The sequence below is a fragment of the Pseudomonas sp. QE6 genome, from assembly GCF_041379005.1.
GTDB lineage: Bacteria > Pseudomonadota > Gammaproteobacteria > Pseudomonadales > Pseudomonadaceae > Pseudomonas.
The window spans coordinates 1,686,479-1,698,297 of record NZ_CP166873.1 but is presented as its reverse complement, the minus strand read 5'-3'; the positions used below and the strand labels follow the sequence as shown (position 1 = coordinate 1,698,297).

Below are 11,819 nucleotides of genomic sequence, written 5' to 3'. Positions count from 1 at the left end.
TCTCCTCAGCCCAGGCGCAGGCGGCTCGCGCCCACCAGCCAGCCGTAGATCACGTAGAGCACCAGGGTGGCGAACAGCAGCAGGCCGCCCAGGGCCGTGGCCATGCCCCAGTTGATGGTGGTGTTGGTGTAGAAGGCGACGAAGTAGCTGACCATCTGATCGTTCGGGCTGCCCAGCAGCGCCGGGGTGATGTAGTAGCCGATCGACAGGATGAACACCAGCAGGCAGCCGGCGCCGACGCCCGCGACGGTCTGCGGGAAGTAGACCTTCCAGAAGCTGGAGAACGGGTGGCAGCCCAGGGAGATGGCGGCACGCATGTAGCTGGGGGAGATGCCCTTCATCACGCTGTAGATCGGCAGGATCATGAACGGCAGCATGATGTGGACCATGGAGATGTACACGCCGGTGCGGTTGAACACCAGCTGCAGCGGCTGGTCGATCAGGCCCATCTTCAGCAGCGCGCCGTTGATCAGGCCGCCCGACTGCAAGAGCACGATCCACGCGGCGACACGCACCAGAATCGAGGTCCAGAACGGCAGCAGCACCAGGATCATCAGCAGGTTGGACTTGCGGGTCGGCAGGATGGCCAGCAGGTAGGCCAGCGGGTAGGCCAGCAGCAGGCAGATCACGGTGATCACCGCGCCCATCCAGAAGGTGCGGGCGAAGATGTCCAGGTAGATCGACTGGTCGGGCGTGGCGCGGGCGATTTCACCCAGGTCGTCGATACGGTGATCGAGCGCCGCCAGCAGGTAATAGGGAGTGACGTGGCTGGCGTTGCGGCGGATCGCCTGCCAGTAGGCCGGGTCACCCCAGCGCTCGTCGAGGCCTTCCATCGCGTCCTTGTACGACGCCGGCTGCTCCTTGAACGGCAGCGCGCGGGCAGTCTTGGACAGCAGGCTGCGGTAGCCGGCCAGCTCCATGTTCAGGCGCTTGGAAAGGTCACCGATGGTCTGGTTCTTGCGCGCGGCGACCAAGTCTTCGCTCAGCGCCTTGTACACCGCATCCGAAGGCAGCGACTTGCCGTCCCACTCGGAAATGGCGTTGACGGTCAGCGGCAGCGCGCCGACGACCTCGGGGTTGTTCACGCTCTTGTAGAGCAGCGCCGCGATGGGCACCAGGAAGGTCAGCAGGAGGAAGACCAGCAGCGGCAGGATCAGCGCCTGGGACTTCAAACGGTTCATCCGCTCCGCACGCGCCAGGCGCTGCTTGAGGGTGGTGGTGCCGGCGACCTCGTTCAGGGACACAGCGGTGGCCATAGCGAACTCCGGTAAAACAGGCCGCCCGGAAGCGGCCAAGGTGTGGTGTCAGGAGGAGCCGCCGCGAGGGGGCGCTGCGACTCCGGTCCGCCGTGGCTCGGGCGGCCACGGCGGTCAGGCACTGCGTCTTACTTGGCAGCCCAGGCGTTGAAGCGCTGCTCCAGCTGTTCGCCGTAGTCAGCCCAGAAGGTCACGTCCATGCCCACCTGGCCCTGCATGTTTTCCGGGGTGGTCGGCATGTTGTGCAGCAGTTCCTTGCCGAGCAGCGGCACGGTGTTCTTGTTCACCGGGCCGTAGGCGATGTTCTCGGCGTAGATCTTCTGCTGCTCGGGCTTGACCGAGAAGGCGATGAACTTGAGGCTCTCCTCGACTTTCTTGGCGCCCTTCGGGATGGCCCAGGCGTCGAAGTCGTAGATGCCGCCGTTCCAGACGATCTTCAGGTTGCTCTCCTTCTGCACGGCGGCAATACGGCCGTTGTAGGCGGAGCTCATGACCACGTCGCCGGAAGCGAGGTACTGCGGCGGCTGGGCGCCGGCTTCCCACCACTGGATGCTCGGCTTGATCTGGTCGAGCTTCTTGAAGGCGCGGTCCTGGCCTTCCTTGGTGGCCAGCACCTTGTAGACGTCCTTGGGCGCGACGCCGTCGGCCATCAGGGCGAACTCCAGGGTGTACTTGGCGCCCTTGCGCAGGCCACGCTTGCCCGGGAATTTCTGGGTGTCCCAGAAGTCGGCCCAGCTGGTCGGGGCGGTCTTGAGCTTGTCGGCGTTGTAGGCCAGGACGGTGGACCACACGAAGAAGCCGACGCCGCAGTTGGTCACGGCGCCCGGTACGTAGTCGTCGGCCTTGCCGAGGATGGCCGGGTCGATGGGTTCGAACAGGCCTTCGTCACAGCCGCGGGCCAGTTCCGGCGATTCGACTTCCACCAGGTCCCAGGAGACGCTGTTGGTGTCGACCATGGCCTTCACCTTGGCCATCTCGCCGTTGTACTCGCCAGCGACGATCTTGTCGCCGGTGCTCTTCTGGTAGGGCTCGTAGAACGCCTTCACCTGGGCGTTCTTGTTGGCGCCACCGAAGGACACCACGGTCAGGTCGGTGGCGGCCATCGACTGGGCCGCGCAGGCCAGGCCGACGCTCAGTGCCGCGAGCTTCAGGCCCGCTGCTTTCAGGGACTTCGACATTATTGTTCTCTCCACAGTGTGCAGGTTTGTTTTTCTTGGATGCATCAGGCCCGGGAGTGGCCGGGCCTTGGTGTCACGCCGCCGGCAGCGGATCGAGCGCGCGGACGTGCTCGACGGCCCAGCCCAGCGGTACTACATCGCCAACGCTGAGCGCGGGATCGAGCTCGGCGATCGGCTGCTTGACGAAGAAATCGGTACGGCCACACACCTCCAGGCGGATGCGCACGTGGTCGCCCAGGTAGATGAACTCGGCGACGCGGCCGGAGAAGCGGTTCACGCAGTTTTCGCTGTGACCGTTCAGGCGCACGCGCTCGGGACGGATCGACAGGCTGACGGTGTCACCGACGTTGCCGACGTTGACCGCCAGCGCCTCGACCTTCTCGCCACGGGCCAGGCCCACGGTGCAGCGGTCGCCATCGCGGGCCTGCAGCTGGCCGGCGATGCGGTTGTTCTCGCCGATGAAGTTGGCGACGAAGGAGTTGCGCGGGTGCTCGTAGAGCTCGGCCGGCGGGGCGATCTGCTGGATCTCGCCCTGGTGGAACACGGCCACGCGGTCGGACATGGTCAGCGCCTCGCCCTGGTCATGGGTCACGTAGACCACGGTCACGCCCAGGCGCTGGTGGATGTGCTTGATCTCCATCTGCATGTGCTCGCGCAGTTGCTTGTCGAGCGCACCCAGGGGTTCGTCCATCAGCACCAGTTGCGGCTCGAAGACCAGCGCGCGGGCCAGGGCCACGCGCTGTTGCTGGCCACCGGAGAGCTGGGCGGGATAACGGCCGGCGAAGGTATCGAGCTGGACCATCGACAGGGCGCGCTTCACGCGCTCGGTGACGTCGGTCTTGCTCATGCCGCGCACGGACAGCGGGAAGGCCAGGTTCTCGGCCACGGTCATGTGTGGGAACAGGGCATAGTTCTGGAAGACCATGCCGATGTCGCGCTTGTGCGGGGGAACGTTGTTGATGGCGCGGCCGGCGAGCTGGATTTCACCGGCGGTGGGGGTTTCGAAACCGGCCAGCATCATCAGGCTGGTGGTCTTGCCGGAACCGGAAGGCCCCAGCAGCGTCAGGAATTCGCCTTTGCGAATGTCCAGATTGAGGTCCTTCACGATGAGCGATTCGCCGTCGTAGCTCTTCTGCACACCACGGAAGCTCACCAGCACATCGTTTGCCTGATTCTCGGCCATAACCGCACCTTTGTTTTTTTGTAAATGCCGTTGATCTCAAGCCTAGAGAAGCTGGACCTGCGCGCAAATCGGGCGGTATGAGAGATTGCTATAAGGCTTAGAGAGGATGCTTTGTAGGGATCGCCCTACAAAAAGTGGCGAAATGACATATCGGACCCGCTGCTTGCGCGACGGGTCCGACACCCGCCTTCAGCGCTTGGCCCAGGCCTGGAAGCGCTTCTCCAGGGCATCGCCGTGCTCGGCCCAGAACGCTACGTTCATGCCGACGGCGTTGGCGATGTTCTGCGGCGCGGTGGGCAGGTTGGCGGCGACGTCCGGCGCCAGCAGCTCCACAGCCTTGCGGTTGGTCGGGCCGTAGGAAATATTCTCGGCGAAGGCCTTCTGCTGCGGCGGCTGACTGGCGAAATGGACGAACTGCTCGGCCAGCTCCTTCTTGAACACGCCCGAGGGCAGCGCCCAGAAGTCGAAGTCGTAGATGCCGCCGGCCCAGACCATGCGGAAGCCCTTCTGCTCGCCCTGCGCGGCGGCGATCCGGCCATTGTAGGCGGAGCTCATCACCACGGTGCCGTCGGCCAGGTCGCGCACCGGATCCTGCCCGGATTTCCACCAGTTGATGTTCGGCTTGAGTTCGTCGAGCTTGCGGAAGGCGCGGTCGACGCCCTCGTCGGTGGCGAGCACCTTGTAGACATCCCTGGGTGCCACGCCGTCCGCCATCAGGGCGAATTCCAGGCTGTATTTGGCGCCCCAGCGCAGGCCCCGCTTGCCGGGGAATTTCTTGGTGTCCCAGAAGTCCGCCCAGCCGCTGGGCGTGCCTTGCAGCTTGCTCTGGTTGTAGGCCAGCAGGGTGGTCCAGACGAAGATGCCGACGCCGCAGGGTTGCACCGCGCCGGGGACGAAATCGGCGGCATTGCCGACGGTCTTGGCGTCGAGTTTCATGAACAGCCCTTCCTCGCAGCCACGGGCGAGTTCGGGAGCCTCGACCTCCACCACATCCCAGGACACATGGCTGATCTCCACCATGCGCTTGAGCTTGGCCAGGTCGCCGTTATAGGAGCCGTGCACGACCGCCGTATCGGTGGCTGCCTTGAAGGGTTTGTAGAAGGCCGCTTCCTGGGCTTCCTTGTTGGCGCCGCCAAAGGAAATCACCGTGACATAGTCCGCCAGCGCCGGCAGCGCGACGCTCCCCAGCAGGCCGACCAGCAGCCCTCCCCTTACCGCTCGCAACATCTTCTTCTCCTTGTTATCACGACGTACTGCATGAAGCGGGCAATGATTCCCTGCCTCACGCTGGCTAGATAGACGGCTTCTTACAAAAATCGGACACGTCGCACAGAGCGAGGGGAAAATTCAGCAGGCCGACTGCCACAGATCAAACAGCGAACAGGCCAATTCAGAGGAGCTTGTGCTCCATGGCGTAGCGCACCAGGTCCGCCACCGAGTTGGCGTTGAGCTTCTGCATCAGCCGCGCCTTGTGGGTGCTGATGGTCTTGCTGCTGACCGCCAGCTGCTGGGCGATCTCGTTGACGCCCTCGCCATGCACCAGGCGCTCGAACACCGAGAACTCCCGTTCGGAGAGCAGCGCGTGGGGTGGTCGCGAGTCGGTCAGGCCGACTTCGAAGACCATGCGGTCGGCCAGGTCCGGATCGATATAGCGGCCGCCGCTGGCGATCTTGCGGATCGCAGTGAGCAGCAGCGCCGGATCGCTGTCCTTGGTGGCATAACCGGCAGCGCCGGCCTTCAGCGCACGGGCGACCATCTGCACTTCGTCGTGCATCGACAACATCAGGATCGCCGGCGGGTTATTCAGTGCGCGGATTCGGGGGATGGCTTCCAGGCCGTTGACGCCGGGCATGGAGATGTCCAGCAGAACCACCTCGCACGGAGTCTGGCGCAGCGTTTCGAGCAGCTGTTCGCCGTTGGTGGCCTCGCCCACCACCTGCAGGTCCTTGGCCATGCCGATCAGTTGCTTGATGCCCTCGCGCACAATCGTATGGTCTTCCGCCACCAGCACTCGAATCACCGCCACTCCTCCCGTTCGTTGTCATTATCGTTAGGGTTGTCGCCATAACCGTCGTTGCCCAGGGGCACCCGGATCCACAGCGTGGTGCCCTCCCCGGGCTGGCTGTCGATCTGCAGCGTGCCGCCGAACATCAGCACCCGCTCGCGCATGCCCACCAGGCCGAAGGACACGCCCTGGCGCGTGGCGCCGGGGTCGAAGCCCACGCCATCGTCTTCGATGCGCAGGCACAACTCGTCGCCCTCGACGCTCAGTTGCAGCTCCACAGTATGCGCCTGGGCATGGCGCATGACATTGGTCAGCGCCTCCTGGAGGATGCGGAACAGGCCGATGGCCTTGGCGTCCGACAGCGCCGGTGGGTTCTCCGGCACCTGCACCAGGCAGGGAATCTGCGTGCGCGCCTCGAAGCGCCGCGCCTGCCACTCCACCGCCGAACCGATGCCGGCATCGAGGATCGGCGGACGCAGCGCGGTGGCCACGTCGCGCACCAGCTGGAACAACTGGGCGATCAGGCGTTTCATGTTGTCCAGGCGCTCGCGCAGGCCGCCGTCCAGCTCGGCGTAGGCCAGCTCGCACATCGAGGTTTCCAGCTTGAGCACGGTGAGCACCTGACCGAGTTCATCGTGCACTTCCCGAGCGATCCGCGCCTTCTCCTCCTCCCGCACGCTTTCCAGGTGCGCGGACAACTCGCGCAGTTGCGCGCGGGACTCGCCCAGTTCCAGCTCGATCTGCTTGTTCTCGGTGATATCCCAGACCACGCCGTCCCAGGCCAGGCGGCCGTCGTCGAGGGTCCGCACGGTGGCCTTGATGTCCACCCAGCGCGGCTCATGGCTGCGGGTGAGGATGCGCCCCTGCCAGCGCCAGTTGCTGCCGCTTTCCACCGCCTGCAACTGGCTGGCGAGATAGCTGTCGCGCTCGGAGGGCACCACCAGCCCCATGATCCCGAGGCCGCTCTCGCGCAGGTAGCCGGGGGCGTATCCGAGGGAGGTCTCGCTGCCGCCGGTGATGAAGCTGATGTAGGCGAAGTCGGAGTCGTCCTCCGGCGCGTTGGGCTCCAGGCGGAACACCAGCCCCGGCACGTTGGCGGCGATGCCCTGCAGGCGCGCCTCGCTTTCCTCCAGCGCGGCACGGGCGCGGCGGCGCTCGGTGACGTCGTTGAGGAACACCAGCAGGTATTCGGAATCGCCGAAACGCAGGAAACTCAGCGAGACATCCGCCGGCAGCCACTGGCCGTCGGCGCGCAGGCACTGGGTCTCGAAGCTCAGCGGCGCCTCGTCGGCATTGCGCGCGCGGCGCCAGAGGTTGAGCCAGCGGTCCATGTCCAGCGTCGGTTCGAGGTCCGCCAACGGGCGATCCACCAGGCTGCCCGGCAGATAGCCGAGCATTTCCTCGGCGGCGCGGTTGGCATAGCGTACGTGGCTGTCCCAGTTGACCCAGAGAATGCCCACCGTGCTGCTGTCGATGGCGAACTGGGTCAGGCGCAGCGCCTGCTCGGCAGCCTGGCGCAACTCGATATCGCGCCGCGCCGCGACCAGGCGCGATTCCAGCGCCCGATGCTGGCGGCGCTGCAACAGCAAGGCGCCGGTGGCGAAGGCCAGCAGCAGGCCGAGGAGGATGCAGAGGTTCTGCCAGAAGCCCGGCGAGGAGCCCAGGCGCGGATAGGTCGGTTGCAGCCAGCGCTCGTGGAGCTGGTCCAGGTCCTTGGGTGGCACCGCGCGCAGGGCCGCATCGATGATCGACGCCAGCTGCGGCAGGTCGCGCCGGGTGGCTATGCGCAGCAGCTGCGGGTAGCCGATATCGGCCACCACCGAGAGGCCGGTGAACTCGGTCTCGCGGGCCAGGCGGGCCAGCTGTGCTTCGTCGATCACCGCATAGTTGGCTTCACTGCCAAGCACCTTGCGCAGCGCCTCGCGATCACTGTCGACCACCTGCAACGCAAGGCTCGAATAGGTGCCGCGCAGATAATCCACCACCGGCCCAGGCCCGCGCACGGAGACGGACTCGCCGTCGCCGAGGTTGTCCAGCTCCACCGACGTGCCGCTGCGGCGGTCGCCCACCACCAGGCGCGGCACCCGCAGGTAGGGGTCGGAGAACAGCCAGTCGCGCAACGCCGCCGGCGTCTGACTGATACCGGGCGCCAGGTCGATCTCCCCGGAGCGCACCGCACGCTCCAGTGCCGCCGGGTCCGGATAGGTGCGCCACTGCAAGGTCGCTCCCATGGACTTGGCCAGCCACTCCAGCAGTTCCACGTTCGCTCCGGACAGCTGTTGCAGGCGCCGGTCCTGCTGCACATAGGGCGCCTCCAGCAGCGTACCGACGCGCAGTTGCGGGTGCTCGGCCAGCCACGCGCGCTGCGCCTCGTCCAGCGTCAGCGACGGCGCAGCGGTTTCCGCCGCAGCCAGCAGCGGCAGGCAGCACAGCCAGAACAGACAGGCTTTCCAGAACAGACGACTCATGCCGACAGCACCCCAGGACTCGATCACGCCACTAAACAGCCGGCATACCTTACAGCAACCCCGGTGGAACCCGGCATGGCCTGCGCCTGACAAACCCAATAACAGCCGTTAGGCTGGCCGCACTCGCGCCCGCCCTGGACATGGATATCGCCGATGCCGCACCTGCCTCGCCCTACCCTGCTCGCCCTTTGCCTGTCGCTCGGCCTGTCGCCCCTGTCGACGGCCTGGGCCGAAGCAACCAAGCCCGCCGCCGAGGAGAAGCCTGCGGTGCGGGCGCAGATCAGCGAACGCAGCCAGGACGACGCCAGCGGCCTGGAACGGCAGCTACCGGAACAGGAGAGGCAGATGCTGCGGGCGGGGGACGAAAGCTTCCTCGCGCTCTGGCTGCCGGCCAACACCGCCGAGGCGGAAGGCGTGGTGATCCTGATCCCCGGCGACGGCGAAAGCGCCGATTGGCCAGTGGCGATCAGCCCATTGCGACGCAAGCTGCCCGACGCCGGCTGGCAAAGCCTCAGCGTGACCCTGCCCGACCCGCAGAGCACCGCCCCGGTGCCGCGTCCGGCCGAGTCGGCGGACAAGGCCAGCGCGGACACCGACGCCACCGCCGCCGACAGCACCAGCAAACCGGAAGTGACGGGTAGCGCCGGTAACGCCACGCCAACCCCGGAAAGCACCGGCGAAGCCGGCAGCGCAGAGCCCGCCCAGGCCAGCCCGGCAGACAGCGCGCCGACACCGACCGACCCGGTGGCGCTGCGCAAGGCCCACGCCGAGCGGGTGCTGGCGCGCATCCAGGCGGCGGTCGATCTGGCCGAGCAGCACAAGCCCAGGACCATCGTCCTCCTGGGGCACGGCACCGGCGCCTACTGGGCAACCCGCTACCTGGGCGAACGCGCGCCGGCCGATATCAAGAATCTGCTGCTGGTGGCGCCGGCCATGCCGCGCGACTTCCTGCCGTCGCTGGAAGAAACGGTCCCCCTGCTCAGCCTCGCCACCGGCGACTTCTACTACAAGGACAAGGCCGCCGACCGCACCGCAGCACAGCGGCGCCTGCAGGCCAGCAAACGGCAGAAATCGCCGAACTACATCCAGATCGGCATGAACGCCCTGCCCGCCGACCTCGCCACCGAGCAGGAACAGCTTTACCGCCGAATTCGCGGCTGGTTGTCGATGCACCTGGAGCCGATCGAGCAGCCCTGATTCAGCGGAAACCGCGGCGCTGCCGGACCAGCAGGTAGGCGGCCTGGATCTCGCGGGTTTTCTCGGTGGCGGCAGCGATGCGCTCGGGGCTCGCGCCCAGGCCTTCGAGCTTGTCCGGGTGGTTCTGGCTGACCAGCTTGCGGTAGGCGCGCTTGATCTCCTCCGGCTCGCTGTCCGGCGTCACGCCCAGCACGCGCAAGGCCTGGGTATAGGACTCGCGCGGCGTCACCGCGGGCTTCGCCCGCTCCGCACTGGCGGCCAGGGCCTGAATGCGGGCGCGCGAAAGACCGAGCCAGTCCCCCCATTGCAGGATCAGGCGTTTCTCTGCCGAACCCGGCGCACCGGCCGCCCAGGCCATCCGCCAGCAGGCCAGCAGCAGCCCTTCCGCTGTCGCTTCATGACCGCGCCGCTGGCGCAGGCCGATCTCCAGCAGTTCGCCGCCCTTCTTGCCGCGCCCGAAGGCCTCGATGGCCTGGCGGCGCGCATCGTCGTCCAGTTGCAGGCGCAGCATTTCCGCGCGGGCCTGCTGGATATGTGCGTCATGCACACGCCCCCGGCTCTTGGCCAGGCAGCCGAGCAGGAGGAACAGCAGCTCGCGGTCACCGACCTGCGGACCGCCACGCAACTGCTCCAGTAATCCGCGCCAGGAGCGCACCCTCAGACGACGATCGAGCACCTGGCCGAGCAGCCCTCCGAGCAGTGCCCCGGGAATGCTTGCCAGCGCCCAGCCGGCGAGCAGGCCCAGCAATGTGCCCGGCCAGAACACCTCAGCCCTCCGCCAACTGGCGTTCGACGTCGGCCAGACGCTCATGGGTGCCAACATCGACCCAGCGCCCCGCGTGCTGCACGCCGCTCACGCGCCCCGCCGCCATTGCCTGGCGGAGCAAGGGAGCCAGCTTGAAGGCACCGGGCTCGCAACCATCGAACAGCGCCGGATGCAGGACGGCGATGCCGCTGTAGGTCAGACTCGGTTCGCCTTCTCGGTAGTCGCTCACCCGGCCGTCACCCAGGCAGAAATCGCCGCGCGCGTGATGCCCGGGATTGTTCACCAGCACCAGGTGCGCCAGATCGCCCTCGGCCAGCGCGCCGTGCAGGCTCGCGTAGTCGAAGTCGGTCCAGATGTCGCCGTTGGCGATGACGAAGGCTTCGTCCCCCAGCAGCGGCAGCGCCTTGAAGATGCCGCCGCCGGTTTCCAGCGGCTCGCCTTCGGCCGAATAGCGGATGCTCACCTCGAACCGCGCGCCGTCGCCCAGGTAGTCCTCGATCTGCTGGCCGAGCCAGGCGTGGTTGATCACCAATTGATCGAAACCCGCACGGCGAAGCGCCCGTAGTTGGTACTCGATCAGCGGCACGCCGCCCGCGCGCACCAGCGGCTTGGGCGTATGCAGGGTCAACGGGCGCAGGCGTTCGCCCTTGCCCGCGGCGAGGATCATGGCCTTCATGCGGGATGCGTCTCGTCTTTGGGCAGGCTGGCCAGCAGCGCGGCGAGGTCGGCCAGTTCGGGACGACGGGCGATGACGTTTTCCAGGTAACGGAAGAAGCGCGGCACGTCGCCCAGGTAGCGCGGTTTGCCGTCGCGGTGGCAGATGCGGGCGAAGATGCCGATCACCTTGAGGTGACGCTGCGCGCCCATCAGGTCGCTGGCGCGCAGGAAGTCGTCGAAGCGCTCCGGCAGCGGAATGCCGGCGGCCTGGGCCTTGCGCCAGTAGCGCGACAGGCCATCGTGCACGCGCGGCTCCGGCCAGCTTAGGAAGGCGTCCTTGTAAAGGCAGGTTACGTCATAGGTGACCGGGCCGTAGACGGCATCCTGGAAATCCAGGATCCCCGGATTCGGCTCGCTGAGCATCAGGTTGCGCGGCATGTAGTCGCGGTGCACCAGTACGCGCGGCTGTTCGAGCGCACTGCCCACCAGCAGGTCGCAGGTGCGCTGCCAGGCGGCCAGTTGCTCGCCCTCCAGGGTGACGCCCAGGTGGCGCTGCAGGTACCAGTCGGGGAACAGCTGCAGCTCGCGGCGCAGCAGGGCTTCATCATAGGCCGGCAGGCGTTCGGCAACGTCCATCTGCTGGAAGGCCACCAGCGCATCGAGCGCCGGCTCGAACAGTTCCTCGGCGTTTTGCGGGTTGAGTACGTCGAGGTAGGTCTGACGGCCGAGATCGCTGAGCAGCAGGAAACCCTGCTCGACATCCTCGGCGAGAATCTGCGGTACGTGCACGCCGGCCTCGGCCAGCAAACCGGCGACCTTGACGAAGGGACGGCAATCTTCCTGGGGCGGCGGCGCATCCATCACGATCAGGCTGCGGCCATCGCCCTGCCAACGGAAATAACGACGGAAACTGGCATCGCTGCTGGCCGGCGTCAGGCTCGCCTCGGGCACCGGGCCCCAACCTTCGGCATTGAACACAGCGGGCAAACTCAAGTCCAACCAGCCGATCATCTGCTGGTAACGGGCATCCTGTGACATCTTTATGGGTTCTCCACGGCCCTAGCCGTTGCGCGGGTCATGCTTTATTATCCAGCATCTTTTTGAGCCCA

Annotated in this window: 10 protein-coding genes; 1 reads left to right on the top strand and 9 read right to left on the bottom strand. The window is 66.5% G+C overall.

Annotated elements, in window-relative coordinates; genetic code table 11:
- Window positions 1-5 precede the first annotated feature (5 nt).
- The 6 genes from ACAW63_RS07650 to ACAW63_RS07625 form a co-directional block, all read right to left on the bottom strand.
- Entirely contained in the window at window positions 6-1,256 is a 1,251-nt protein-coding gene (locus ACAW63_RS07650) for an ABC transporter permease (protein ID WP_371232828.1), read from the bottom strand.
- Window positions 1,257-1,384: 128 nt separating this feature from the next.
- The gene (locus ACAW63_RS07645; RefSeq protein ID WP_275609933.1) at window positions 1,385-2,434 is read right to left on the bottom strand and encodes an ABC transporter substrate-binding protein; all 1,050 of its coding nucleotides are present in this window, start codon (window positions 2,432-2,434) and stop codon (window positions 1,385-1,387) included.
- Between the two features lie 73 nt (window positions 2,435-2,507).
- Window positions 2,508-3,617 (bottom strand): ABC transporter ATP-binding protein, encoded by a 1,110-nt coding sequence (locus tag ACAW63_RS07640; protein ID WP_275609932.1) that lies wholly within the window; start codon window positions 3,615-3,617, stop codon window positions 2,508-2,510.
- Between the two features lie 189 nt (window positions 3,618-3,806).
- Window positions 3,807-4,844 (bottom strand): ABC transporter substrate-binding protein, encoded by a 1,038-nt coding sequence (locus ACAW63_RS07635; protein WP_275609931.1) that lies wholly within the window; start codon window positions 4,842-4,844, stop codon window positions 3,807-3,809.
- Window positions 4,845-5,007: 163 nt separating this feature from the next.
- On the bottom strand, window positions 5,008-5,637 hold the full coding sequence (locus ACAW63_RS07630; protein ID WP_152219834.1) for a response regulator transcription factor: 630 nt from the start codon (window positions 5,635-5,637) through the stop codon (window positions 5,008-5,010).
- Window positions 5,634-8,090 carry a PAS domain S-box protein gene (locus ACAW63_RS07625; protein ID WP_371232825.1) on the bottom strand — a complete coding sequence of 819 codons (2,457 nt, stop codon included), beginning with the start codon at window positions 8,088-8,090 and terminating at the stop codon, window positions 5,634-5,636. The genes ACAW63_RS07630 and ACAW63_RS07625 overlap by 4 nt, the downstream gene beginning before the upstream one ends.
- Before the next feature lie 153 nt (window positions 8,091-8,243).
- Between ACAW63_RS07625 and ACAW63_RS07620 the strand changes: the two genes are divergently transcribed.
- Window positions 8,244-9,287 (top strand): alpha/beta hydrolase family protein, encoded by a 1,044-nt coding sequence (locus tag ACAW63_RS07620; protein ID WP_371232823.1) that lies wholly within the window; start codon window positions 8,244-8,246, stop codon window positions 9,285-9,287.
- Window position 9,288: 1 nt separating this feature from the next.
- Here ACAW63_RS07620 and ACAW63_RS07615 read toward each other — a convergent pair whose 3' ends face one another.
- The 3 genes from ACAW63_RS07615 to ACAW63_RS07605 are packed head-to-tail and all read right to left on the bottom strand — an operon-like array spanning window position 9,289 to window position 11,748.
- The gene (locus tag ACAW63_RS07615) at window positions 9,289-10,053 is read right to left on the bottom strand and encodes a DnaJ domain-containing protein (protein ID WP_371232822.1); all 765 of its coding nucleotides are present in this window, start codon (window positions 10,051-10,053) and stop codon (window positions 9,289-9,291) included.
- A gap of 1 nt (window position 10,054) precedes the next feature.
- Window positions 10,055-10,729, bottom strand: coding sequence for an N-acetylmuramate alpha-1-phosphate uridylyltransferase MurU (murU, locus tag ACAW63_RS07610; protein WP_371232820.1), 675 nt, complete (start codon window positions 10,727-10,729; stop codon window positions 10,055-10,057).
- Entirely contained in the window at window positions 10,726-11,748 is a 1,023-nt protein-coding gene (locus tag ACAW63_RS07605) for an aminoglycoside phosphotransferase family protein (protein WP_371232818.1), read from the bottom strand. Before ACAW63_RS07605 ends, murU begins: the two co-directional genes overlap by 4 nt.
- Between the last annotated feature and the right edge of the window lie 71 nt (window positions 11,749-11,819).

What these genes read in the sequence shown, in the direction of transcription:
- ACAW63_RS07650 (WP_371232828.1), bottom strand. Translation starts at nt 1,256, where the DNA reads ATGGCCACCGCTGTGTCCCTGAACGAGGTCGCCGGCACCACCACCCTC.
- ACAW63_RS07645 (WP_275609933.1), bottom strand. Translation starts at nt 2,434, where the DNA reads ATGTCGAAGTCCCTGAAAGCAGCGGGCCTGAAGCTCGCGGCACTGAGC.
- ACAW63_RS07640 (WP_275609932.1), bottom strand. Translation starts at nt 3,617, where the DNA reads ATGGCCGAGAATCAGGCAAACGATGTGCTGGTGAGCTTCCGTGGTGTG.
- ACAW63_RS07635 (WP_275609931.1), bottom strand. Translation starts at nt 4,844, where the DNA reads ATGTTGCGAGCGGTAAGGGGAGGGCTGCTGGTCGGCCTGCTGGGGAGC.
- ACAW63_RS07625 (WP_371232825.1), bottom strand. Translation starts at nt 8,090, where the DNA reads ATGAGTCGTCTGTTCTGGAAAGCCTGTCTGTTCTGGCTGTGCTGCCTG.
- ACAW63_RS07620 (WP_371232823.1), top strand. Translation starts at nt 8,244, where the DNA reads ATGCCGCACCTGCCTCGCCCTACCCTGCTCGCCCTTTGCCTGTCGCTC.
- murU (WP_371232820.1), bottom strand. Translation starts at nt 10,729, where the DNA reads ATGAAGGCCATGATCCTCGCCGCGGGCAAGGGCGAACGCCTGCGCCCG.
- ACAW63_RS07605 (WP_371232818.1), bottom strand. Translation starts at nt 11,748, where the DNA reads ATGTCACAGGATGCCCGTTACCAGCAGATGATCGGCTGGTTGGACTTG.